21 protein-coding genes are annotated in these 22,795 nt (G+C 71.6%); 9 read left to right on the top strand and 12 right to left on the bottom strand.

Annotated features, from left to right (window positions below; translation table 11 throughout):
• Window positions 1–105: 105 nt before the first annotated feature.
• The 4 genes from ABZX75_RS15495 to ABZX75_RS15480 all read right to left on the bottom strand — a co-directional run bounded on the left by ABZX75_RS15495 (window position 106) and on the right by ABZX75_RS15480 (window position 4,305).
• Window positions 106–1,410, bottom strand: a complete 1,305-nt coding sequence (locus tag ABZX75_RS15495; RefSeq protein WP_355410687.1) for a hypothetical protein — start codon at window positions 1,408–1,410, stop codon at window positions 106–108.
• On the bottom strand, window positions 1,400–1,951 hold the full coding sequence (locus ABZX75_RS15490; protein WP_355410686.1) for a DUF6114 domain-containing protein: 552 nt from the start codon (window positions 1,949–1,951) through the stop codon (window positions 1,400–1,402). The genes ABZX75_RS15495 and ABZX75_RS15490 overlap by 11 nt, the downstream gene beginning before the upstream one ends.
• Window positions 1,952–2,066: 115 nt before the next feature.
• Entirely contained in the window at window positions 2,067–2,711 is a 645-nt protein-coding gene (locus tag ABZX75_RS15485) for a DUF6230 family protein (RefSeq protein ID WP_355410685.1), read from the bottom strand.
• A 589-nt stretch (window positions 2,712–3,300) separates the two neighbouring features.
• A complete protein-coding gene (locus ABZX75_RS15480) occupies window positions 3,301–4,305 on the bottom strand; it encodes a tetratricopeptide repeat protein (RefSeq protein ID WP_355410684.1) in 1,005 nt (334 codons plus the stop codon).
• Between the two features lie 216 nt (window positions 4,306–4,521).
• Between ABZX75_RS15480 and ABZX75_RS15475 the strand changes: the two genes are divergently transcribed.
• A complete protein-coding gene (locus ABZX75_RS15475) occupies window positions 4,522–5,160 on the top strand; it encodes a TetR/AcrR family transcriptional regulator (RefSeq protein WP_355410683.1) in 639 nt (212 codons plus the stop codon).
• A 139-nt stretch (window positions 5,161–5,299) separates the two neighbouring features.
• Here ABZX75_RS15475 and ABZX75_RS15470 read toward each other — a convergent pair whose 3' ends face one another.
• From ABZX75_RS15470 to ABZX75_RS15455, 4 genes are all read right to left on the bottom strand, one after another.
• A complete protein-coding gene (locus ABZX75_RS15470) occupies window positions 5,300–7,000 on the bottom strand; it encodes a methylmalonyl-CoA mutase family protein (RefSeq protein WP_355410682.1) in 1,701 nt (566 codons plus the stop codon).
• Between the two features lie 74 nt (window positions 7,001–7,074).
• Window positions 7,075–7,401, bottom strand: coding sequence for a DUF3817 domain-containing protein (locus ABZX75_RS15465; protein WP_355410681.1), 327 nt, complete (start codon window positions 7,399–7,401; stop codon window positions 7,075–7,077).
• A 43-nt stretch (window positions 7,402–7,444) separates the two neighbouring features.
• Window positions 7,445–7,954 carry a MarR family transcriptional regulator gene (locus ABZX75_RS15460; protein ID WP_355410680.1) on the bottom strand — a complete coding sequence of 170 codons (510 nt, stop codon included), beginning with the start codon at window positions 7,952–7,954 and terminating at the stop codon, window positions 7,445–7,447.
• A gap of 21 nt (window positions 7,955–7,975) precedes the next feature.
• Window positions 7,976–9,304, bottom strand: coding sequence for an MFS transporter (locus ABZX75_RS15455; protein ID WP_355410679.1), 1,329 nt, complete (start codon window positions 9,302–9,304; stop codon window positions 7,976–7,978).
• Between the two features lie 233 nt (window positions 9,305–9,537).
• Between ABZX75_RS15455 and ABZX75_RS15450 the strand changes: the two genes are divergently transcribed.
• Window positions 9,538–10,530, top strand: coding sequence for a DUF5937 family protein (locus tag ABZX75_RS15450; protein WP_355410678.1), 993 nt, complete (start codon window positions 9,538–9,540; stop codon window positions 10,528–10,530).
• 54 nt (window positions 10,531–10,584) lie between these two features.
• On the opposite strand, the gene ABZX75_RS15445 is transcribed toward ABZX75_RS15450, so the two are convergent.
• Window positions 10,585–10,881, bottom strand: coding sequence for an MTH1187 family thiamine-binding protein (locus tag ABZX75_RS15445; protein WP_355410677.1), 297 nt, complete (start codon window positions 10,879–10,881; stop codon window positions 10,585–10,587).
• Window positions 10,878–11,222 (bottom strand): DUF3817 domain-containing protein, encoded by a 345-nt coding sequence (locus ABZX75_RS15440; protein ID WP_355410676.1) that lies wholly within the window; start codon window positions 11,220–11,222, stop codon window positions 10,878–10,880. Before ABZX75_RS15440 ends, ABZX75_RS15445 begins: the two co-directional genes overlap by 4 nt.
• A 153-nt stretch (window positions 11,223–11,375) precedes the next feature.
• Here ABZX75_RS15440 and ABZX75_RS15435 point away from each other — a divergent pair, with 153 nt between their 5' ends.
• From ABZX75_RS15435 to ABZX75_RS15420, 4 genes are all read left to right on the top strand, one after another.
• The gene (locus tag ABZX75_RS15435) at window positions 11,376–12,014 is read left to right on the top strand and encodes an AIM24 family protein (protein ID WP_355410675.1); all 639 of its coding nucleotides are present in this window, start codon (window positions 11,376–11,378) and stop codon (window positions 12,012–12,014) included.
• Window positions 12,014–12,664, top strand: a complete 651-nt coding sequence (locus tag ABZX75_RS15430; protein ID WP_355410673.1) for an AIM24 family protein — start codon at window positions 12,014–12,016, stop codon at window positions 12,662–12,664. Before ABZX75_RS15435 ends, ABZX75_RS15430 begins: the two co-directional genes overlap by 1 nt.
• A gap of 11 nt (window positions 12,665–12,675) precedes the next feature.
• Entirely contained in the window at window positions 12,676–13,476 is an 801-nt protein-coding gene (locus ABZX75_RS15425; protein ID WP_355410794.1) for an AIM24 family protein, read from the top strand.
• A 65-nt stretch (window positions 13,477–13,541) separates the two neighbouring features.
• Window positions 13,542–14,045 carry a MarR family transcriptional regulator gene (locus ABZX75_RS15420; RefSeq protein ID WP_355410793.1) on the top strand — a complete coding sequence of 168 codons (504 nt, stop codon included), beginning with the start codon at window positions 13,542–13,544 and terminating at the stop codon, window positions 14,043–14,045.
• Window positions 14,046–14,150: 105 nt separating this feature from the next.
• Here ABZX75_RS15420 and meaB read toward each other — a convergent pair whose 3' ends face one another.
• Both meaB and ABZX75_RS15410 read right to left on the bottom strand, forming a co-directional pair.
• Window positions 14,151–15,110: a methylmalonyl Co-A mutase-associated GTPase MeaB gene (gene meaB / locus ABZX75_RS15415; RefSeq protein WP_355410672.1), complete on the bottom strand. Its 960-nt coding sequence runs from the start codon at window positions 15,108–15,110 to the stop codon at window positions 14,151–14,153.
• A gap of 42 nt (window positions 15,111–15,152) precedes the next feature.
• Window positions 15,153–16,361 carry an acetyl-CoA C-acetyltransferase gene (locus tag ABZX75_RS15410; RefSeq protein ID WP_355410671.1) on the bottom strand — a complete coding sequence of 403 codons (1,209 nt, stop codon included), beginning with the start codon at window positions 16,359–16,361 and terminating at the stop codon, window positions 15,153–15,155.
• A gap of 134 nt (window positions 16,362–16,495) precedes the next feature.
• Between ABZX75_RS15410 and mce the strand changes: the two genes are divergently transcribed.
• The 3 genes from mce to ABZX75_RS15395 all read left to right on the top strand — a co-directional run bounded on the left by mce (window position 16,496) and on the right by ABZX75_RS15395 (window position 22,775).
• Window positions 16,496–16,924, top strand: a complete 429-nt coding sequence (mce, locus tag ABZX75_RS15405; RefSeq protein ID WP_355410670.1) for a methylmalonyl-CoA epimerase — start codon at window positions 16,496–16,498, stop codon at window positions 16,922–16,924.
• A 182-nt stretch (window positions 16,925–17,106) separates the two neighbouring features.
• Window positions 17,107–21,642, top strand: coding sequence for a polarized growth protein Scy (gene scy, locus ABZX75_RS15400; protein ID WP_355410669.1), 4,536 nt, complete (start codon window positions 17,107–17,109; stop codon window positions 21,640–21,642).
• A gap of 194 nt (window positions 21,643–21,836) precedes the next feature.
• Window positions 21,837–22,775, top strand: a complete 939-nt coding sequence (locus tag ABZX75_RS15395; RefSeq protein ID WP_355410668.1) for a cellulose-binding protein — start codon at window positions 21,837–21,839, stop codon at window positions 22,773–22,775.
• The last annotated feature ends 20 nt before the right edge of the window (window positions 22,776–22,795 follow it).

Here is a 22,795-nt window from a genome sequence, read left to right as displayed (position 1 = left end):
CGCCTTACCTCTGCCGCACAGAGACCGAGGGCGGCACCCCCGATGCCCCGGGGGTGCCGCCCTCGGGCGTTCTCCGCTCAGCCGCGTTCTGCCGAGATGCTGCGGCTATTCCGGCGGGCCGATGTAGTTCTTGAGGCCCGGGACCGTGAGGGTGCCGCCGAACTGGCCGGCCTGGACGACCTTCACGTCCGTGAAGAAAGCGAAGGGGACGTTCAGCGGCGGCGGGCTGTTCGGGGTGAACTCGATCGGGATCAGGCCGAAGAGGTTGCCCTTGAGGCTCTCGGTGTACATCGTCACCGTGCCGCCGCGGATCTCGGAGGTCGAACCCGGACGGGACTTCAGGTGGGCGACGTGCCCCTCCTTGCCGACCGTCTGGTAGAGGTCCTTGATGTCCAGCGAGTCCGCCGTGAACTTCAGGACCTTCTTGGTCTTGCCGCTTCCCGTCTTCACCTCGACGATGCCGTGGTAGTCCAGGCCGTAGAGGGTCAGCCGCGAACTGTCGAGGTACCAGGGCTGGTCGGGCAAGAGCGGGATGCCCTGTTCCAGTTTGGCGTCGGCCAGTGCCTGCGCGTCATGGGTCGGGCAGGGGAAGGGTTCCTTCCCGTCCGCGTCCTCGGTTCCCCCCGGCTTGTCCTTGTCGGACGTGCCGGTCTCGTCCTTCGGGGTCTTCTCGGTGTCCTTGACCTCGTCGGACAGCTCCGAGACGTCGACGCCCACCTTCTTCGCCGCCTCACGGATCGCGTCCGCGGCCGGGTCCGGCGTCTTCGCGCCACTCGGGGCGGGAGTGGCGGGCGCGGGCGCAGGGGGCGGGGTGGGGGTGGTCGGCGGTGGGGTGGCTGGCGGCGGTGGGGTGGCCGGCGGCTGCCCGCCCGGCTTGAGCCCGTCGATCAGATCCTTGAGCGCGTCGCCGACGCCCAGCGGGTCCAGCGGGTTCGTGGTCTTGGCCGGCGACGGGGACGTGCTCGCCGACGGGGTGCCGGCCGGGGCCGCCTGCTTCGCCGGGGGCTCTGCGGGCTTGCCGGCGGGCTTGGTCGGCGACGGGCTCACACCGGGCTTCGGCTTCACGGACGCGGACGCGGACGCGGACGGCGAGGGAGTCGCACTGGGCGACGTACTCGGCGAAGGCGTCTTCGAGGGCGTCGGCGACGCCGACTCCTTCGGCTCCTCGGACCGCGTCACGCACGGACCGGGCGCGAACGGGATCTCCGCGTCGTCGGCCACGGCCAGCTTCGGCGCCATGCCCATCCCGACGAACACGGCCGTCGGCATCGCCGCCAGCGCCATCGTCTTGCCGACGGGTATCTGGATCTTGTTCAGCAGCGACTTCCTGGGCGCGGCGTGCCGCGGTCCCTTGCTCTCACGGGACTCTGCGCCTGGGGCCACGCCCGGCTGCGTCTCGTCACCCCGCACTGTTCCTCCCGCCATCGGCGTGGGCAGTCGTCTCGCTCGCGTATGCCGTTTCCGGGTCGCGCTGTCCCGGGATGTGCTGGGGGTGGGGGCCCGCCATCGCCTCCGCCCTGTCCGCCCCGGCCGTCTGCTCTTCCACCGGACCGCCCGGTACCCATGCCAGCGCGAGTGCGCCGCCGATCAGGGCGAGGATGAAGCCCACGAAGAAGCCGCCGAGGTTCGACACCGGCAGGGACACCAGCGCCAGCAGGATCGCGGCGACCCCGGCGAAGACGCGGATGGTCTGCTGGAACCAGAGCGCCAGGCCCAACGTGATCAGAAGGACGCCGATGATCAGTGCGCCGGCGCCACCCGTGGTCGCCATGGCGAGGGTGACGTTGCCCAACCGGAGGTCGGCGTAGGGGAAGTAGGCGATCGGGAGACCACCGAGGAGCGTGAACAGACCGGCCCAGAAGGGCCGGTTACCGCTCCAGTCATGGAAGCGGTAGTACACCACGGTGAGCCAAGCGTCGTCTGCGGCGCGAACCGGGGCCTGGGGGTTCATGGACAACAGCTCCCTGGAAACGGTGGTACGGAGAACTCTGTGAAGCCCGGACGGGCGGAGTACGGCGGCGGCTTCCGTCTGCCGGCCGCCCGTCCGGTCACGCACTCGGACGGATTCAGTCCTTGATGTCCTGGTAGCACGGCTGATCGCCGCTCAGCAGGCGCAGCTTGAGGTCGGGCAGCTTGAAGGTGCCCGCCGTCGTCGCCCACGCCTTCTGACGGACATCCGTCAGAATCGCCTTCTTGGCGCGCTGCGAGAACAGCGCTCCGTTCGCCACCGTGCCGGGCTGCGGCTTGGTGGTGTGGCTGCCGTCGCCCACGGCGACACCGATGTCCAGGTCCCGGAACTCGGCATCGGCGTCGAGCTCGGCGACATCCAGATAGATGTTGGTCGCGACCGCCGGCGTGCCCTCGTGCCCGGTCCGCAGCTTCAGGGTGATGGGGCCGATCGGGGTCGGGGTGACCAACGACTGGCACATGTTCGTGATCTCGGCGCGGCTGAACCCGGAGATCGTGACCGGGTGCTCGACTTCCTTGCCCGTCTTGAGGTCGAGCCCCTTGGCAAGGCTGCCGTACTGGATCAGATTGTCACCGTCGAGCTTCTCGGCGCTGACCTTGAAGTCCTGGCCCGAGACGCTGAAGGACGCCGCGAGGGCACCCTGCGCCAGGCCGACACCGATCGCGGCCGTGGCCGCGACGCTCGGCACCATGACGAGCGCGAAGCGCTTCCATCTGGTCCCACCACGAACCTGAGAACTCATACTTGTTCCTCCTTCTCGGACGTACATCTCCGGTCCGGGCCGTGCCCGTCCTGGGATGGGAGAAGTGCTACGTCCTCGGGAAGGAGCGCAGGCGGCCGAGCCGCGGCCGAGCCGCGTCCCGTTTCACCGGCGATCACCCCCGAGCGACAACCACTGGGCCACGCGTTCGCGCAACCAGGAGGACAGGCTCTGCCGGTGTGGCAAAGACCCCCCTGTCCCACGGCCGGTGCCACTGCCCACCGGCCGGCTCGGTGGGGACCCTCCACCGCGGCTCCGGGTGAGCGGCTCCGCGGGAAGGACCGAGCGTCGCCGATCGTGGTGCATTCCCGGCCGGGGCACAAGGGGGTTCGTTACTGACGGGTAACGGCCCGATAACCGGGGTACGACCCCCTGCCGACGGGCAGCAACACACAGTGTCACCAGGGGCCACGACAGATCGGGGGAAGAGTGAACACACCGGACAGTTCACGGGGTTCGACTTACTGGGAGTAACAGCGGCCGCGATTGCCAAGTTTTGGCAAAGCGCGGCCCGCTGTTTATCTCCGTGTCAATAAATCGCCGGCGCTGCCACCGGCAAACGGGGCCAGGCCTAGAACAGCACCCGCGCGAGCGCCGTACGCGCCGCCGTCACCCGGGGGTCGTCCGCCCCGATGACCTCGAACAACTCCAGCAACCGCAGCCGTACGGCGTCCCGGTCGTCACCGAACGTCACGCGCACGGTGTCCACCAGGCGCGCGAAGGCGTCCTCCACGTGGCCGCCGACCAGGTCGAGGTCGGCGGCGGCGATCTGCGCCGCCGGGTCGCGCGGATTCTCGGCCGCCGCGGCGCGCACCGCCTGCGGGTCCATGTCCCGTACGCGGGTCAGCAGTTCGGCCTGGGCGAGGCCCATCTTGGCCTCCGTGTTGCCCGGGTCGTCGGCGAGTACGTTCTTGTACGCCTGCACCGCGCCGCCCAGGTCACCGGCGTCCAGCGCGACGACGGCGGCTTCGAGCAGCGCGTCGTACGGACCGGCGGCGGGCTCGGACCCGACGCCCGGGGCGGTCTGCCCCTCGGCGGCGGCGTCCACCTCGATGCCGATGATCCCGAAGCGCTCCTCGGCGACCTGGACCAGCTGGGCGAGGGTCTCGCGGATCTGCTGCTCGGGTGCCACGCCCTGGAAGAGCGGCAGCACCTGGCCCGCGACCACGGCGAAGACGGCCGGGATGCCCTGGATGCCGAACTGCTGCATCAGCAGCTGGTTGGCGTCGACGTCGATCTTCGCCAGCACGAGGCGGCCGTTGGCCTCGACGGTCAGGCGCTCCAGGAGCGGGCTGAGCTGCTTGCACGGCTCGCACCACTCGGCCCAGAAGTCGAGGACGACCGGCACCTCGGCGGAGAGCTGGAGAACATCCTGTTCGAATCCGGCCTCGTCTACGTCGAGGACGAGTGCGGACGGCGGCACGGCACGGGACGCGCCCGCACCACCCTCGCCACCTTGGCCGGCCTGCCGTGCCGCTTCGGCGCGGGCCTGCTCGGCCTTGGCCTTGGCCTCGCCGGCCGCCTTCACCGCGGCGAGGTCGACGACGCCGCTCATGGACATGTTTCTGGGCTGCATGCGTACATCCTCCCCCGTGTGCGCGCGTCGACGAAAAAGATCGCTTGAATTGGTCCTCGGCGCCGGGTCCCCACCTGACGCCCGTAGCCTTCGCGTGGTCGTCGCTCTTACGCTACGAGCCGTAGCGTAACTCCTCACGAACCCCGGCGCCCAGTGATCTGAACCACAGCGATTCGGGAGCCGGTGGTTCCGCTACTGGCGGGTATGGTCTCGGCCATGCGCAACCCGAGCCCAGGCACCCCCTCCGCGCCCGGCCGCACCGGCCGCCCCCGCAGCGCCGCCGCGGACGCCGCCATCCTCTCCGCGACCCGGGACGCGCTGGTCGACCTGGGCTGGTCGAAGCTGACGATGAGCGACGTGTCGGCGCGGGCGGGCGTCGCGAAGACCACCCTGTACCGGCGCTGGGCGGGCAAGAACGAGCTGGTCGTGGACGCGGTCGCGGAGCTCTTCGACTCCCTGGAACTCCCCGACCGGGGCTCCCTCGAAGCCGACATGGAGTACGTGATCCTGCGGTTCGCCGAGTTGCTACGGCGCCCGGAGGCCCGTACGGCCCTGATGGCCGTGATCGCCGAGTCCACCCGCGACGAGGCCCTGCGCGACCGGATCCGGTCGGCGATCGTGGACCGGCAGAAACGTCTCGTCGTACTGGGCCGCGAACGGGCCCAGGCCCGGGGGGAACTCCCGTACGAGGAGGACGAGTCCCTCGCCGACCGCACCACGGACCTGATCTTCGACGTGATCGCGGGCACGGTCGTGCACCGCGCCCTGGTGAGCTCGGAGCCGGTGGACGAGCTCTGGGTGGCCACCTTCACGGCCCTCCTGATGCGAGGGCTGCGCGGCACGGCCGAGGGCTGACGGTGCCGGGCGCCGCCGGGCGGCTCGACATCGGCGGCCGGGTGCATGCGCCGGAGCCGGGCGCCGGCCCGCCGCCGCCCGCCGCCCGGCTCCCGACTCCCGACTCCCGACTCCCGGCTCCCGGCTCCCGATCACAGCACTAGAAGCCGGGCGGCTCCGTGTAGGTGCCCCATTCGTCGCGCAGCACGTTGCAGATCTCGCCCAGCGTGGCCTCGACCCGCACCGCGTCCAGCATCGCGGGGATCATGTTCGAGCCGTCCCGGGCGGCGTCCAGCATCGCGGCCAGCGCCTCCGTCACCTTCGCGTCGTCGCGCCGGCTCTTGCGCTCGGCCAGCTCCCGCACCTGTACGGTCTCCACCTCGTGGCTGACCCGGAGGATCTCCAGGTCCCCGGTGACCGACCCGTGGTGGACGTTGACGCCGACGACCCGCTTGTCGCCCTTCTCCAGCGCCCGCTGGTACTGGAAGGCCGACTCGGCGATCTCCCCGGTGAACCAGCCGTCCTCGATGCCGCGCAGGATGCCCGAGGTGATCGGCCCGATGGGGTGCTGCCCGTTCGGGTGGGCGCGCAGCCCGCGCTCCTTGATCTGGTCGAAGATCTTCTCGGCGTCCGCCTCGATGCGGTCGGTGAGCTGCTCGACGTACCAGGAACCGCCCAGCGGGTCGGCCACATTGGCGACGCCGGTCTCCTCCATCAGCACCTGCTGGGTGCGCAGGGCGATCTCGGCCGCCTGCTCGCTCGGCAGCGCGAGGGTCTCGTCGAGGGCGTTGGTGTGCAGCGAGTTCGTGCCGCCGAGGACGGCAGCGAGGGCCTCGACGGCGGTGCGTACGACGTTGTTGTACGGCTGCTGCGCGGTCAGCGAGACCCCGGCGGTCTGGGTGTGGAAGCGCAGCCACATCGTCTTGTCGGCCTTGGCCCCGTACACCTCCTTCATCCAGCGCGCCCAGATCCGGCGGGCGGCGCGGAACTTGGCGATCTCCTCGAAGAAGTCGAGGTGCGCGTCGAAGAAGAAGGAGAGACCGGGCGCGAAGACGTCGATGTCCATCCCGCGCGAGAGGCCGAGTTCCACGTACCCGAAACCGTCGGCGAGGGTGTACGCGAGCTCCTGCGCGGCCGTCGCCCCGGCCTCGCGGATGTGGTAGCCGGAGACCGACAGCGGCTTGTACGCCGGGATGCCGTTGGCGCAGTACTCCATCAGGTCGCCGATGAGGCGCAGGTGCGGCTCGGGTTGGAAGAGCCACTCCTTCTGGGCGATGTACTCCTTGAAGATGTCCGTCTGGAGCGTGCCGTTGAGCACGGCGGGATCCACGCCCTGACGTTCGGCGGCCACGAGGTACATGCAGAAGACGGGCACGGCCGGGCCCGAGATCGTCATCGAGGTCGTGACGTCGCCGAGGGGGATGTCCTGGAACAGGATCTCCATGTCGGCGGCGGAGTCGATGGCGACCCCGCAGTGCCCGACCTCGCCGAGGGAACGGGGGTCGTCGGAGTCGCGCCCCATGAGGGTCGGCATGTCGAAGGCGACGGAGAGCCCGCCGCCGCCGGCGGCCAGGATCATCTTGTAGCGCTCATTGGTCTGCTCGGCGTTGCCGAAACCGGCGAACTGCCGGATCGTCCAGGTCCGCCCCCGGTATCCGGTGGCGTGCAGACCACGGGTGTACGGGTACTCCCCGGGCCAGCCGATGCGCTCGAATCCCTCGTACGCATCGCCGGGCCGGGGCCCGTACACCGGATCGACGGCATCGCCGGAGAGTGTGGTGAAATCCGCGTCGCGCTTGCGGGCCTTGTCGTAACGGGCCTGCCAGCGCTGGCGGCCCTCCTCGATCGCGTCAGCGTCCATACCCTTGAATTTACTAGGACGTCCTAGTAAATGTCCATGGCTGACCGCCACGGGCGCGCCCGTGGCGGCAGGGTTCACACCTTGGCCGCCTCCGGGCGGGGTTCCGCGATCAGTGCCCGCGCCTCACGGGTGACCTTCGGCTCGACGAAGAACGAGGCGAACGGGATGCAGCCCGCAGCCAGCACCCAGAGCAGCTTGCCGAACGGCCACTTCGCCTTGGAGCCGAGATCGAAGGCGAAGAGGACGTAGACGATGAACAGCACGCCGTGGATCTGGGAGATCACCATGGTGTCGCCGATGCCGAAGCCGCGGCTCGCGATGATCGCGGCGGTGAACACGAGCAGCCATACGGCGGTGATGTACGCCAGCACCCGGTACCGGGTCAGCACATTGGACTTCATGGCATCGAGCGTAACCGGACGCAACGGGCGATCTTCGGGCGGGCTACCGCTCCTCGAAGTCCCCGGCGGCCACCCGCAGCGGGCGCAGCATCGCGAAGATCTCGGCACACTCCTCCGGGTCGTACGCGCCCAGCCCGAAGTCCATCTCCATCAGGTCGCGGGTCGCCGCCTCCACCACCTCGCGGCCCTTGTCGGTGATCGAGGCGAGCGTGCCGCGGCCGTCGTTCGGGTTCGGGCGCTTGGCGACGAGCCCCGAGGTCACCAGCCGGTCCACGGTGTTCGTCACCGACGTCGGGTGGACCATGAGCCTCTCGCCGATCTTCGACATCGGCAGCTCGCCGGCCTTGGAGAAGGTGAGCAGCACCAGCGCCTCGTACCGCGCGAAGGTGAGTCCGTACGGCTTGACCACCGCGTCGACCTCGCCGAGCAGGATCTGGTGCGCCCGCATGATCGAGGTGATGGCGGCCATCGAGGGCACGGGGCCCCAGCGCTGCCGCCAGAGTTCGTCGGCGCGGGCGATGGGGTCGAAGGGCAGGCTGAGCGGCTTGGGCACGCACCAGACCCTACCGGGCGGTCATTTGACGGCGGGGTCCGTCTCACACTTCGGCCCCTTCTCCCCTTCCCCGGCTTCCCCGGCTTCCCCGGCCTCCTTCGGCTCCTGTCCCTCCTCCTCCTTCTGTGGGGCGGCGGCCCGCAGTTCGGCGAGGAGCAGCAGGACGACCACCGTGCCCAGGGCTCCGGACCCGGCGACGACCACGTGGACGGGAAGGAATTCGGCGGCGACGCCGGCCAGGGCCATGCCGACGCCCTGGAGGGTCATCAGGCCGGTGCTGAGCAGGGTCATCGCGCGGCCGCGCATCTCCTCGGGGACGGCGTCGACGTACCACTGGTCGAGGCCGGGGGTGTGGGCGTGGGCCAGACCGGCGAGCAGCAGCGCGGCGAAGACGACGGGCACGCCGGGCCGGACGGCGTACGCGAGGAGCGGCAGCAGGCCGACGGCGGCGAGCGGGGCCACGATCCGCGAGCGCGTACGGGCGGTGAGCGCGGAGCCGGCCCAGAGCTCACCGACGATGACTCCGGCGGGCATCGCGCACATCAGCAGTCCGAGGGCGGCGGTGCCCGCTCCGATGCCGTCGGCGTACGGGACGAGCAGCACCTCCGGGGCGACGACGAAGACGGGCGGCAGCCAGAACAGCAGGGTGAGCACGCGGCGCCGGCGCTCCCCCAGGACGGCGCGCAGGCCGGCCAGGGGCGCCAGGGCGCGAGAGCCCTGTCGGGCGCCCGCACGGGCGGGGCGGCTGCGGGTGCCGAGGCGCAGCAGGAGCGCCGAACCGAGGAATCCGGCGGCGGTGAGGGCGATGGCCCCGCGCGGCGCGAGGACGGTGAGCAGCAGCCCACCCAGGCCGAAGCCGGTCAGCAGGGCGCTCTGGGCGACCACGCGCAGCAGCGAGCGGCCGAGGACGAAGGCGTCCCCGGCGCCGAGGATGTCGGCGAGGGAGGCACTGCGCGTGCCCTGGAAGAGCGGCGCCACGAAAGCCATGGCGCAGCGCAGTACGAGGAGCACGGCGACCGGAGTACCCGGCCACAGCATGCCCACCGCGCAGGCCGCGCAGACGAGATCGCACCCGACGAGCACCCGCCGGGCGGGGTGGCGGTCGGCGATCCCGGCGAGCAGGGTCCCGCCGAGGGCGTACGGGAGGAAGCCGAGGGCGAAGGTGAGCGCGCTCATCAGCGGCGAGCCGGTGGCGCGGTAGACGAGGACGGTGAGCGCGATCTCGGCGACGACGATGCCGAGCACGGAGAGGAGGTGTGCGGCGAAGACCGTCCGGAACTCCTTGATCCGGAAGACGGTGCGGTAGCCGGCGGGGCTTGAGCCGGCCGTGGTCTGGGTGACGGGTGCCATGCTCGGCAGCTTGGCGAGGTTACGCTGCCGACCGTAGAGATTCGTCCCAGCCCGAATCTCCGGTCCGGATTCCCAGTTCCACAGGCTCAGATCCGAATGCGCAGGTCCGAAAGTCAGGCCCGTAGCTCAGGCCCGTAGCTCAGGCCCGGATCCCAGGCCCGGAGTCGGGTCCGGAATCGGGTCCGGAATCGGGTCCGGAATCGGGTCCGGACGGCCCTGAAAGGGGGGCGCTGATGGGGTTCCACTTCCGCTTCGGCCCCGGCGACCTGCTCCGGTGCCGGTTCTCGATCTCCCCCCGCTGGGAGACGCAGGAGGCGGTGCGGGCCCTGCTCCGGCCCGGCCGGCAGGCCTATCACCTGCCCTGGCTACGGCAGGCCCGCACCGCTGCCGAGGGGCTGGATCTGCGGCCCCTGTGGCTGCTGATGCCCCGTGCCGGGCACAATCCGGACTTCCTCAGCCCGCCGCCGATCGGTCCGTCGGTCACGTTCGAGGAGGAGCTGGCGCGGGTGCGCGGCGCCGACCCACAGGCGGCGCACGAGGATCTGCGGCGGTCGCTGATCTGCACCCCGGGCGCCCTGGAGAGCGAGATCGGGCAGCGGTTGCTCGCCGATCCGGCGCGCGCCGTAAGGGAGTTGGCCGATCTGATGGAGGCGGCCTGGCACGCGCTGATCGCCCCGTACTGGCCCCGGCTGCGGGCGCTCCTGGAGGCCGACATCGTGTTCCACTCGCGGCGGCTGGCCGCGGGCGGCCTGGAGGCCCTGTTCGACGGGCTCCATCCGGATCTGCGGTGGTACGGGGAGACGGACACCCTCACCCTCCACCGGCCGCACCACCACGACCGCTCACTCGGCGGTCAGGGGCTGCTGCTGATGCCGAGCGCGTTCGTCTGGCCGGAGGTGGTCGGCGGCTACGACCCGCCGTGGCAGCCGACGCTCGTGTACCCGGCGCGGGGCATCGGCGCCCTGTGGACGGCCTCGGCGGATCCGGCTCCGCAGGCGCTGGCCCGACTCCTGGGCCGCGCCCGGGCCGATGTGCTGTGCGCGCTGCACGAGCCCGCCTCCACCACGGCTCTCGCCCACCGCCTGGGCCTGGCCCCCTCCACGGTCTCGGCGCACCTACGGGTCCTCCATGCGGCGGGCCTGCTCATCTCGGCCCGCCACGGCCACCGGATCCTGTACGAACGCACGCCCGTGGCCATCGCCCTCACGACCGGCGCCCCGCCGTAGGCACGCGAAAGCGCCCCGGCCGGGCAGGGCGGGGGCGCTTTCGGAAGGGGAGGCTCAGCCCTCGGCGAGGTGGCGCTCCACCGTCTCGACCTTCGAGGTCATCCCGTCGCTGACGCCGGGACGGATGTCGGCCTTGAGAATGAAGGAGACCCGGGGCGCTCGCGCCTCGACGGCGGCCACCGCGCGCTTGACCACGTCCATCACCTCGTCCCACTCGCCCTCGACGGTCGTGAACATCGCGTCGGTCCGGTTCGGCAGCCCGGACTCGCGCACGACCCGGACCGCGTCGGCGACGTACTCCCCGACCTCTTCGCCGACCCCGAGCGGGGTCACGGAGAAGGCGATGATCACGCGTCGGCCGCCTCACGGGCGCGGGCCGCTATCACGCTGTCGGCCTCGTCGCGCTTGAGCAGCTTGTCGCCGTACAGGCCGCCGAAGGGCAGCAGCGCGAGCACGAAGAACAGCGCGACCTTCTTGACCGGCCACTTCGCCCGGTTCCAGACATCCAGCAGGAAGACCGCGTAGATGAGGAACAGGACCCCGTGCAGGATGCCGAGCGGCATCATCAGGTAGTCGATGTCCGAGACCCGGCTCAGCAGCGAGCCGAAGATCAGCAGGGCCGGGAACGACAGCGCCTCCGGGACGGAGATGAGGCGCAGCCGGTGCAGGGCGGAGGCGGTCTTGATGTCCACGTGGAACCTTCGGGATGGAGGCCGGGGGTCGGTTCCAGTGTCTCAGCCGCTTTGCTGGATCTTGACCCGGGTCCCTGTCCGGACCGTCCGAGTGTGGCGGATATCCGCCACTGGGCCCTGTTCGCACTCGCCCGCTGCCGATAACGTCATCCCGTGGCTCAGTTCCGACTCCAAGGCAGCAAGGTGCTCGCCGTCGACCTGACCGGGGATGCCGTGAAAGCGAAGAACGGCTCCATGGTCGCGTACGACGGCCAGATGGCCTTCAAGAAGATGTCCGGCGGCGGTGAAGGCCTCCGGGGCATGGTGACCCGGCGGCTGACCGGCGAGCAGATGACCGTGATGGAAGTGCAGGGGCACGGCACCTGCTTCTTCGCCGACCGCGCCAGCGAGATCAACCTGGTCCAGCTCCGGGGCGAGAAGCTCTACGTCGAGTCCAGCAATCTGCTGTGCACCGACGCCGGCCTGCGCACCGGCACCACCTTCACCGGTCTGCGCGGCGCCTCGACGGGCAACGGCCTGTTCACCACGACCGTCGAGGGCTCGGGCCAGGCGGCGCTCGTGTCCGACGGTCCGGCGGTGGTGCTGCGGGTCAGCGCCCAGTACCCGCTCTCCGTCGACCCGGGTGCGTACATCGCGCACACCGGCAACCTCCAGCAGTCCTTCCAGTCCGGCGTGAACTTCCGCACGCTGATCGGCGAGGGCTCCGGCGAGGCCTTCCAGATCCGCTTCGAGGGCGAGGGCCTGGTCTACGTGCAGCCCAGCGAGCGCAACACCATCGGGGGTGACGTCTGATGCCCTTCCGCGAGATCAATTCGAAGATGGTCGAGGCCCAGGTCGTCCCGGGGCAGAAGATGTACAGCCAGCGCGGGGCGATGCTCGCCTACCGCGGCGAGGTCTCCTTCACCCCGAGCCTGACCGGCGGCCAGGGCGGGGTCATGGGCATGATCGGCCGCCGGGTGGCGAACGAGCAGACCCCGCTGATGACCGTCGAAGGCAGCGGCACGGTGTTGTTCGGCAACGGCGGCTACCACATCCAGGTGATCAACCTGACCGGCGAGACGCTCTACGTCGAGGCCGACCGGCTCCTCGCCTTCGACGGCACCCTCCAGCAGGGCACGATGTTCATGGGCTCCCAGGGCGGCGTCATGGGCATGGTGCGCGGCCAGGTGACGGGCCAGGGCCTGTTCACCACCACGCTCAAGGGCCACGGCTCGGTCGCCGTGATGGCCCACGGCGGGGTCATCGAGCTTCCCGTCACCCCCCAGCGCCCGGTCCATGTCGACCCGCAGGCGTACGTCGCCCACCACGGCGAGGTCCGCAACAAGCTCTCCACCGCGCTCGGCTGGCGCGACATGGTGGGGCGCGGCTCGGGCGAGGCGTTCCAGCTGGAGCTGTCCGGCCAGGGCGCGGTGTACGTACAGGCTTCGGAGGAGAAACTGTGAACTTCGGCCCCGTGACCGGCGGCCCCGGCGGCCCGACGGTCTTCGACCCGTTCACGCTGCCCTCCGACGACAACGTGAACGCGTACACCTTCTGCGTGGAGCTCAAGGGAAACCAGTGGTTCCTGCAGAAGGGCAAGATGATCTCGTACTACGGGAGCATCGAGTTCAACGGCATCGGCAACGGCCGCTTCGACCGGCTGCTGCGCACCAGCTTCCATTCGCCGCTGCACGCGAGTGACTGGGTGGTGGCCGAGGGGCAGGGCAAGATGCTGCTCGCCGACCGGGCCTTCGACGTGAACTCGTACGACCTGGAGAACGGGAACCTGACGATCCGGTCGGGCAATCTGCTCGCGTACCAGCCCACCCTGGCGCTGAAGCAGTCGATCGTCCCGGGTTTTCTGACCCTGATCGGAACCGGCAAGTTCGTGGCCGCGTCCAACGGACCGGTGGTGTTCATGGAGCCGCCGCTGCGGGTGGACCCGCAGGCGCTGGTGGGCTGGGCGGACTGCCCCTCCCCGTGCCACCACTACGACCACGGATACATGTCGGGCGTGATGGGCGGGCTGCGCTCGCTGACCGGCATGGGCGGCGCCTCGGGGGAGGAGCACCAGTTCGAGTTCGTCGGCGCGGGGACGGTCCTGCTGCAGTCGTCGGAAATGCTGATGGCGGAGCAGGCGGTGGGCGTGGTCGGCGCGGAGCCCGGCATTCCGGGCGGCGGCGCCGGGCATCAGGCCCAGAGTTCGCCGGGACAGTCGGGCGTGCCGCGGATGCCGGGGCAGCTGGGTGATCTCCAGCGGCGCTTCGGATTGTGACTGACCCGGCCGTCCGAATCTTGTACGCAATTCAACTTTTTAGGTAGAATTCATTCATGGAGACCATGGAGACCGAGACAGCCACCCGCCCCCCGACTCCGTCCGGGGCGGCCCCCTGGCTGACCGACGCCGAACAGTGCGCCTGGCGCACCCACCTGGACGTCAGCAGGCTGCTGATGCACCAGCTGGAAAAGGATCTCCAGCCCTTCGGACTCACCAACAACGACTACGAGATCCTGGTGAACCTCTCCGAGTCCGAGGAACACCGGATGCGGATGAGCGACCTCGCGACCGCGACCCTGCAGTCCAAGAGCCGCCTGTCCCACCAGATCACGCGCATGGAAACGGCGGGCCTGGTCCAGCGCGTGAACTGCGAGTCCGACCGCCGCGGCCTGTACGCGGTCCTCACGGACGAGGGCATGGAGCTGATGCGCAGGGTCGCCCCGCACCACGTGGCGTCCGTCCGCCGGCACTTCATCGACCTGCTGACGCCGGAGGCGCTGGCCCAGCTGCGCGCCTCGCTGACACCGGTCGCGGACCACCTGCGCGACAACCGCGGCAAGGTCTGAGCCTCGGCGCGCGCCCCCGCCGGACCGGGGGCGAGGACCGCCCGGCCCCCGCGGGCGACGCGCGGGGCCCGCGGCTCGGGGCCCAGCCGCGCGGTCAGGCCCCGGTCAGGCCTCGGTCAGGGTCTCCAGCAGCGCGTCGGCGGCCGCGTACGGGTCCAGCTCACCGGCCGCCACCCGCGCGGCCAGCGCGTTCAGGTGCGCGTCGCCGTGCACGTCCGCGAGCCGGGCCCGCAGGGCCGTGATCGCGATGGTCTCCACCTCCCGCGCCGCCCGCGCCGCACGCCGCTGCGCCAGCACTCCGCGCTCGTCCATCCACGCCCGGTGCTTCTCCAGCGCCTCGACCAGCTCGTCGATGCCCTCACCCCGGGCGGCGACCGTCTTCACGATCGGCGGCCGCCAGTCACCGGCTCCCCGGGACTCCCCCAGGCCCAGCATATGGTTCAGCTCGCGGGCGGTGGCGTCAGCGCCGTCCCGGTCCGCCTTGTTCACCACGTACACGTCACCGATCTCCAGGATGCCCGCCTTGGCGGCCTGGATCCCGTCACCCATCCCGGGTGCCAGCAGCACCACCGAGGTGTCGGCCTGCGAGGCGATCTCCACCTCCGACTGCCCGACCCCGACCGTCTCGACCAGGATCACCTCGCAGCCGGCCGCGTCCAGGACCCGGATCGCCTGCGGCGCGGACCACGCCAGCCCGCCCAGGTGGCCCCGGGTGGCCATGGACCGGATGTAGACACCCGGGTCCGACGCGTGGTCCGACATCCGCACCCGGTCACCGAGCAGCGCCCCGCCCGAGAAGGGCGAGGACGGGTCGACGGCGAGGACGCCGACCCGCTTGCCCGCCTTGCGGTAGGCCGACACCAGCGCCGAGGTGGACGTGGACTTCCCGACGCCCGGGGACCCCGTCAGACCCACGACGTACGCGCCGCCCGTCAGCGGGGCCAGGGCGGCCATCACCTCGCGCAGCTGCGGGGACGCCCCCTCGACCAGTGAGATCAAGCGGGCCACGGCCCGCGGTCGGCCTTCACGGGCCTGCGCCACCAGCGTGGGGACGTCCACCGTCATACGTGCTGCGCTCCTCGGTTCTCGTACGGGTAAAGAGGGGTACTAGGCCTTGACGCGGGGCACGCGCACGATCAGCGCGTCACCCTGCCCGCCGCCACCGCACAGCCCGGCCGCGCCGACCCCGCCGCCGCGGCGCTTCAGCTCCAGCGCCAAGTGCAGCACCACGCGGGCGCCGGACATGCCGATCGGGTGTCCCAGGGCAATGGCGCCGCCGTTGACGTTCACCTTTTCCGGGGTCACCCCGAGGTCCTTCATTGACTGCACGGCCACCGCCGCGAAGGCCTCGTTGATCTCGATGAGGTCGAGGTCGGCGACGTCCAGGCCCTCCTTCTCCAGGGCGTGCCGGATCGCGTTGGAGGGCTGCGACTGGAGGGAGTTGTCGGGGCCCGCCACGTTGCCGTGGGCGCCGATCTCCGCGATCCACTCCAGGCCCAGCTCCTCGGCCCTGGCCTTGCTCATCACGACCACGGCGGCCGCGCCGTCGCTGATCTGGGAGGAGGTACCGGCGGTGATGGTGCCCTCCTTCGCGAAGGCGGGCCGCAGCTTCCCGAGGGACTCCACCGTGGTCTCCGGACGGATGCCCTCGTCCAGCGCGAAGACCACCGGTTCGCCCTTGCGCTGCGGAATCTCGACCGGGGTGATCTCGGCCTCGAAGACGCCGTTCTTCTGCGCGGCCGCGGCCCGCTGGTGCGAGGCGGCGGCGAATTCGTCCTGCGGGGCGCGGTCGATGCCCAGGCGGGCGTTGTGCTTCTCCGTGGACTCGCCCATCGCGATGCTCTCGAAGGGGTCGGTGAGGCCGTCGTGCGCCATGGCGTCGAGCATGCCGATGGCGCCGAACTTGAAGCCCTCGCGCGACTTCGGCATCAGGTGCGGGGCGTTGGTCATGGACTCCTGACCGCCCGCGACCACGATGTCGAACTCGCCGGCGCGGATCAGCTGGTCGGCCAGCGCGATCGCGTCCAGACCCGACAGGCACACCTTGTTGATGGTCAGGGCGGGCACGTTCATCGGAATGCCGGCCTTGACCGCCGCCTGGCGGGCGGGGATCTGGCCCGTGCCGGCCTGGAGGACCTGGCCCATGATCACGTACTGCACCTGGTCGCCGGAGATTCCGGCCCGGTCCAGCGCGGACTTGATGGCGAAGCCGCCGAGGTCGGCACCCGAGAAGGACTTCAGCGAGCCAAGCAGTCGCCCCATGGGCGTGCGGGCCCCGGCGACGATCACTGAAGTGGTGTTGTTCGATCCGGACATGAGGCACAGCCCCTTGGATGAGGAGTGAACGAGGGTTTACGTCAATGTACTGAGCGGTACGGCCACGGTCACCGGGCCGCCGGTGTGATCGCGCGCACGTTGCGTCACGGCCTCCTCAGCGGTCCACTGGTCCCATGCTGACAAGGATCGACCACATCGGGATCGCCTGCTTCGACCTCGACAAGACCGTCGAGTTCTACCGTGCCACGTACGGCTTCGAGGTGTTCCACTCCGAGATCAACGAGGAGCAGGGCGTCCGCGAGGCCATGTTGAAGATCAACGAGACGTCCGACGGCGGCGCCTCCTACCTCCAGCTCCTGGAGCCCACCCGCGAGGACTCGGCGGTGGGCAAGTGGCTGGCCAAGAACGGCGAGGGGGTCCACCACATCGCTTTCGGCACCGAGGACGTCCAGGGCGACTCGGAGGCCATCCGCGGCAAGGGCGTCCGCGTCCTCTACGACGAGCCCCGCACGGGCTCGATGGGCTCTTCGATCACCTTCCTCCATCCCAAGGACTGCCACGGAGTCCTCACCGAACTGGTCACGGCCAACCCACAGCACTGATGTCGCCATTCCCCGGCCGGTAGAGTGGCCATGGCTCGGCCGGGGTTCGGTGCGGAGACGGGGTCGGGGCCTGTGACCCCTGCCCCGGTATCTGACACCATTCCCCCGGGGGTGCCGTTCAGCGGGCGGACGGTGCTCATTTGGGAATGAGCTTGCGACCAGGGGACGGATGGGACCGCGCTGTGCGGGGCTACGAAAGCCAGGAGAGCCATCAGGCCGAGGCCGACCACCTCTCGCGCTTCGAAGCCGAGATGGAGCGGCTGAAGAAGGAGCGCGGGAAGGCCGTCCAGCACGCCGAGGACCTGGGATACCAGGTCGAGGTGCTGCGCGCCAAGCTCCATGAGGTACGCCGCAGCCTGGCGTCCCGGCCCGCCTACGACGGCGCGGACATGGGCTACCAGGCGGAGCAGCTGCTCCGCAATGCCCAGATCCAGGCCGACCAGATGCGCTCCGACGCCGAGCGGGAGCTGCGCGACGCCCGGGCACAGACCCAGCGCATCCTGCAGGAGCACGCCGAGCACCAGGCGCGCCTGCAGGCCGAACTGCACGCCGAGGCCGTCAACCGGCGCCAGCGCCTGGACCAGGAGCTCAACGAGCGCCGCCAGACCGTCGAGGCCCACGTCAACGAGAACGTGGCCTGGGCCGAGCAGCTGCGCGCCCGTACGGAGTCCCAGGCCCGCAGGCTCATGGACGAGTCCCGTGCCGAGGCCGAGCAGGCCCTGAACGCCGCCCGGGCCGAGGCCGCCCGGCTCGCCGAGGAGGCCCGCCGCCGGCTGACCTCCGAGGCGGAGGCCTCCCGCGCCGAGGCCGAGGCCACCCTGCTGCGCGCCCGCAAGGAGGCCGAGCGACTGCTGACCGCCGCCTCCGCGCAGGTGCAGGAGGCCAGCGAGCACGCGGAGCGGCTGCGCTCCACCACGTCCGCGGAGGCCGAGCAGACCCGCCAGCAGACCCTCGACCTCGGCCGCGCGGCCGAGTCCCGCGTGCAGGAGGCCGACAGCACACTGCGCGAGGCCCGAGCGGCGGCCGAGAAGCTGCTCGCGGAGGCCAAGGAGAGCGCCGCCCGGCAGCTGGCCTCCGCGGAGTCCGTGAACGAGCAGCGCACCCGTACCGCCAAGGAGCAGGTCGCCCGGCTGGTCGGCGAGGCCACCAAGGAGGCCGAGGCGCTCAAGGCGGAGGCCGAGCAGGCGCTGGCCGACTCCCTTGCGGAGGCCGAGCGGCTGCGGATCGAGGCGGGCGAGCAGGCCCGTACGGCCGCGGCCGAGGACACGGCGGCGCAGCTGGCGAAGGCGGCCCGCACGGCGGAGGACGTACTGAACAAGGCCTCGGAGGACGCCCGGGCCACCACCCGGGCCGCGTCCGAGGAGGCGGAGCGGATCCGCCGCGAGGCCGAGGCCGAGGCGGAACGGCTGCGCGCCCAGGCGGCGGCCACGGCCGATGAGCTCAAGGGCGCCGCGAAGGACGACACCGAGGAGTACCGGGCCCGCACCGTCGAACTCCAGGAGGAGGCCCGGCGGCTGCGCGGCGAGGCCGAGCAGCTGCGCGCGGAGGCCGTCGCCGAAGGCGAGCGGATCCGCGGCGAAGCACGCCGCGAGGCCGTCCAGCAGATCGAGGAGGCGGCCCGGACCGCCGAGGAGCTCCTCGGCAAGGCGAAGGCGGACGCGGACGAGCTGCGGAGCGGGGCGACCGCCGAGAGCGAGCGGGTCCGCGCCGAGGCCGTCGAGCGGGCGACCACGCTGCGCAAGCAGGCCGAGGAGACCCTGGAGCGGACCCGCGCCGAGGCGGAGCGGCTGCGCGCCGAGGCGGCGGAGCAGGCGGAAGCCGTCCGGGCCGAGGCGGAAGCGGCGGCCCGCGCGCGCCGCGAGGAGACCGAGCAGGCACTGGCCGCGAAGCGGGCGGAGGCCGACGAGGAGCTCGTACGGCTGCACACGGACGCCGAGGGCCGGCTCAGCACGGCCGAGCAGACGCTGCGCGACGCCCGCGCGGCGGCGGAGAACATCCGCCGGGAGACCACCGAGGAGACCGACCGGCTGCGGGCCGAGTCGGCTGAGCGGATCCGCAGCCTCCAGGCACAGTCGGAGACGGAGGCCGACCAGCTGCGCCACGACGCGGCGGACGACGCCGGCCGGGTGCGCGCGGAGGCCGAGCAGGTCGCCGTACGGCTGCGCAGCGAGGCCGAGGCCGAAGCGGAGCGGGTGCGCTCGGAGGCGCAGGAGACCGCGGACCGGCTGCGCGCGGAGGCGAAGGCCGCGGGCGAGCGGATCGCCGCGGAGGCCGCGGAGGCGCTGGCCGCCGCGCAGGAGGAGGCCGCCCGGCGCCGCCGGGAGTCCGAGGAGACCCTGGCGTCGGCCCGGACGGACGCGGAGAACGAGCGGGCGCAGGCCCGCGAGCAGAGCGAGGAACTGCTGGCGGCGGCCCGCAAGCGCTCGGAGGAGGCGCAGGCCGAGGCGGCCCGCCTGACCGAGGAGGCGGAGCGGCGCGCGTCGGAGCTGGTCACGGCGGCGGAGGCCACCGCCCAGCAGGTACGGGACTCCGTCGCCGGGCTGCACGAACAGGCCGAGGAGGAGGTCGCCGGGCTGCGCAGCGCCGCCGAGCACGCGGCGCAGCGTACGAGGACGGAGGCCGAGGAAGAGGCCCAGCGGGTCCGCGCGGACGCCCACGCGGAACGCGAGCGGGCCACCGAGGACGCCAACCGGGTCCGCAGCGAGGCACGCACCGAGACGGACGCGGCGAAGGCCCTGGCCGAGCGCACGGTCGGCGACGCGATCGCCGAGGCGGAGCAGCTGCGCAGCGACACCGCCGAGTACGCGCAGCGGGTGCGCACCGAGGCCACGGACGCCCTGGCGGCGTCCGAGCGGGACGCGGCCCGGACCCGGGCGGATGCCCGGGACGACGCGAACCGCATCCGCGGCGAGGCGGCGGAGGCGCTGGAGTCGTCCCGCGCCGAGGCCGCGCGGATCGTCGCCGAGGCGACGGCGGAGGCCGAGCGGCTCACCGCGGAGACCCTGGCGGCGAATGCGGCCCTGGTCGGCGAGGCCACCGCCGAGGCGGAGCGGATCACCGCGGAGGCGGTGGCCGCGGCCGACGCGACCCGCGCCGAGGCGGCGAACACGCTGGACGAGGCGCGCGCCGAGGCCAACCGGCTGCGGAGCGACGCCGCCGAGCAGGCCGACCGCCTCATCACCGAGGCGGCCTCCGAGGCGGACAGGCTCACCGAGGAGACCCGCGCGGCCAATGCCGCCACGGTCGGCGAGGCGACCGCGAAGGCGGAGCGGCTCACCGCGCAGGCGGCCGACACGCTCGCGGCGGCCGAGCGGGACGCCGCGAGGATCCTGGTCGACTCCCGTGCCGAGGGCGACCGGCTGATCGACGAGACCCGCGCGGCCAACGAACTCACGGTCGGCGAGGCCGCGGCGGAGGCCGAGCGGCTGCGCACGGACGCGGCGCGGACCCTGGACGACGCCCGCGCGGAGGGCGGCCGGATCATCGGCGAGGCCACCGCGGAGGCGGACCGGGTCACGGTCGCGGCGAACGAGACCCTGGCGAGTGCCGAGCGGGAGGCCGAGCAGACCCTCGACGAGGCGCGCGCCGAGGCCCACCGGCTGCGCTCCGACGCCGCCGAGCAGGCCGACCGGCTCATCACCGAGGCCGCGTCGGAGGCGGACAAGCTCACCGAGCGGACCCGCAAGGACAACGAGCGCACGGTCGGCGAGGCGGCGAACGAGGCCGAGCGGCTGCGCGCGGAGGCGACGGAGGCCCTGTCCTCGGCGCAGGAACACGCGACCCGCACCCGGTCGGAGGCCGAGCGCGTCAAGGCGGAGGCGGCGACCGCGGCGGAGCGCATGCGCGCCGAGGCCCGTACGGAGTCCGAGCGGCTGCTGGACGAAGCCCGCGAGGAGGCCAACAAGCGCCGCAGCGAGGCGGCGGAGCAGGTCGACCGGCTCATCACGGAGGCCTCGGCGGAAGCGGACAAGCTCACCGCGGACGCGCAGAAGCAGGCCCTGGCCGCCACCACGGCGGCCGAGGAGCAGGCCGACGCGATGGTCGACGCGGCCCGCAAGGAGGCCGCCCGGATCACGTCCGAGGCGACCGTCGAGGGCAACTCCCTGGTGGAGAAGGCCCGCACGGACGCGGACGGGCTGCTGGTCGGGGCGCGTAGGGACGCGTCCGCCATAAGGGAGCGGGCGGAGGAGCTGCGCGGTCGCGTCGAGGCGGAGGTCGAGGAGCTGCACGAGCGGGCCCGCCGGGAGTCGGCCGAGCAGATGAAGTCGGCCGGCGAGCGCGTGGACAAGCTCGTACGGGCGGCGACCGAGCAGAGCGTCGAGGCCGAGGCGAAGGCCAAGGCCCTGGTGTCGGACGCGAGCAGCGAGGCGGGCAAGGTGCGCATCGCCGCCGTGCGCAAGGCGGAGGCGCTCCTGAAGGAGGCCGAGCAGAAGAAGGCCGAGCTGGTACGGGAGGCCGAGGGCACGCTGGCGCAGGCCCGGTCGGAGGCCGAACGGCTCGTCGAGGAGGGCCGTCGTGAACTGGAGGTTCTGGTGCGCCGGCGCGAGGACATCCAGGCGGAGATCTCCCGTGTCCAGGACGTTCTTGAGGCGTTGGAATCATTCGAGGCGCCCTCGGGCGGCACGAAGCCCACGGTCGGCGGCCAGGGCGCGGGGGGCGTGAAGGCCGGCGCGACAGCGGGTTCCACTCGTTCGGGTGGTAAAACGTCAGAAGGCTAGTCAGTGTGAAGGATGTGTGCCCCTGATGGAGGTTCAGGCGAACGAGTGACTAGCATTCTGCCGCCTTGCCACTCAAAAGGGGTGTCATTGTCCAGATCAAACATGGAATGACTCGATGACACGCCGCCCGGGCCCCTAGGATTCCCCTTAACACCTCACGTAGCACCTCATCGGTCTCATTCGACAGGAACCCCATGAGCGACACTTCCTCCCCCTTCGGCTTCGAGCTCGTGCGGCGTGGTTACGACCGCGGTCAGGTGGACGACCGCATTACCAAGCTGGTCTCCGACCGCGACAGCGCCCTTGGACGTATCAACTCTCTGGAAAAGCGGATCGAGGAGCTGCACCTCGAGACGCAGAACGCCCAGGCCCAGGTGAACGACGCCGAGCCGTCGTACGCCGGCCTCGGCGCCCGGGTCGAGAAGATCCTGCGCCTCGCGGAGGAGGAGGCGAAGGACCTTCGTGAGGAGGCCCGTCGCGCGGCCGACCAGCACCGCGAGCTGGCCGAGTCGGCTGCCCAGCAGGTCCGCAACGACGCCGAGTCGTTCGCCGCCGACCGCAAGTCGAAGGCGGACGACGAGGGCATCCGCATCGTCGAGAAGGCCAAGGGCGACGCCGCCACCCTGCGCGCCGAGGCCCAGAAGGACGCGGCCTCCAAGCGCGAGGAGGCCGACGCGCTGTTCGAGGAGACCCGCGCCAAGGCCGCCCAGGCCGCCGCGGACTTCGAGACCAACCTCGCCAAGCGCCGCGAGCAGTCCGAGCGCGACCTCGCCTCGCGTCAGGCCAAGGCCGAGAAGCGCCTCGCGGAGATCGAGCACCGCGCGGAGCAGCTGCGCCTGGAGGCAGAGAAGCTGCGTACGGACGCGGAGCGCCGCGCCCGCCAGACCGTGGAGACCGCGCAGCGTCAGGCCGAGGACATCGTGGCCGACGCCAACGCCAAGGCCGACCGGATCCGCAGCGAGTCCGAGCGCGAGCTCGCGGCGCTCACCAACCGCCGCGACTCCATCAACGCTCAGCTCACCAACGTCCGCGAGATGCTCGCGACGCTGACCGGTGCGGCTGTCGCGGCCGCCGGCTCCCCGATCGACGACGAGCCGGTCACCCGCGGCGTCCCGGCGCAGCAGAGCCGTTGAGCACCCGCTGAAGTCCCCAC

The organism is Streptomyces sp. NPDC003038 (assembly GCF_040611115.1).
In the GTDB taxonomy this organism is placed as follows: Bacteria; Actinomycetota; Actinomycetes; order Streptomycetales; family Streptomycetaceae; genus Streptomyces.
This window is presented reverse-complemented; position numbering and strand designations above follow the sequence as displayed.

Coding starts and splice junctions, on each gene's coding strand:
- ABZX75_RS15490 (WP_355410686.1), bottom strand. CDS start 1,951: ATGAACCCCCAGGCCCCGGTTCGCGCCGCAGACGACGCTTGGCTCACC.
- ABZX75_RS15485 (WP_355410685.1), bottom strand. CDS start 2,711: ATGAGTTCTCAGGTTCGTGGTGGGACCAGATGGAAGCGCTTCGCGCTC.
- ABZX75_RS15480 (WP_355410684.1), bottom strand. CDS start 4,305: ATGCAGCCCAGAAACATGTCCATGAGCGGCGTCGTCGACCTCGCCGCG.
- ABZX75_RS15475 (WP_355410683.1), top strand. CDS start 4,522: ATGCGCAACCCGAGCCCAGGCACCCCCTCCGCGCCCGGCCGCACCGGC.
- ABZX75_RS15470 (WP_355410682.1), bottom strand. CDS start 7,000: ATGGACGCTGACGCGATCGAGGAGGGCCGCCAGCGCTGGCAGGCCCGT.
- ABZX75_RS15465 (WP_355410681.1), bottom strand. CDS start 7,401: ATGAAGTCCAATGTGCTGACCCGGTACCGGGTGCTGGCGTACATCACC.
- ABZX75_RS15455 (WP_355410679.1), bottom strand. CDS start 9,304: ATGGCACCCGTCACCCAGACCACGGCCGGCTCAAGCCCCGCCGGCTAC.
- ABZX75_RS15450 (WP_355410678.1), top strand. CDS start 9,538: ATGGGGTTCCACTTCCGCTTCGGCCCCGGCGACCTGCTCCGGTGCCGG.
- ABZX75_RS15430 (WP_355410673.1), top strand. CDS start 12,014: ATGCCCTTCCGCGAGATCAATTCGAAGATGGTCGAGGCCCAGGTCGTC.
- ABZX75_RS15420 (WP_355410793.1), top strand. CDS start 13,542: ATGGAGACCGAGACAGCCACCCGCCCCCCGACTCCGTCCGGGGCGGCC.
- meaB (WP_355410672.1), bottom strand. CDS start 15,110: ATGACGGTGGACGTCCCCACGCTGGTGGCGCAGGCCCGTGAAGGCCGA.
- ABZX75_RS15410 (WP_355410671.1), bottom strand. CDS start 16,361: ATGTCCGGATCGAACAACACCACTTCAGTGATCGTCGCCGGGGCCCGC.
- mce (WP_355410670.1), top strand. CDS start 16,496: ATGCTGACAAGGATCGACCACATCGGGATCGCCTGCTTCGACCTCGAC.
- ABZX75_RS15395 (WP_355410668.1), top strand. CDS start 21,837: ATGAGCGACACTTCCTCCCCCTTCGGCTTCGAGCTCGTGCGGCGTGGT.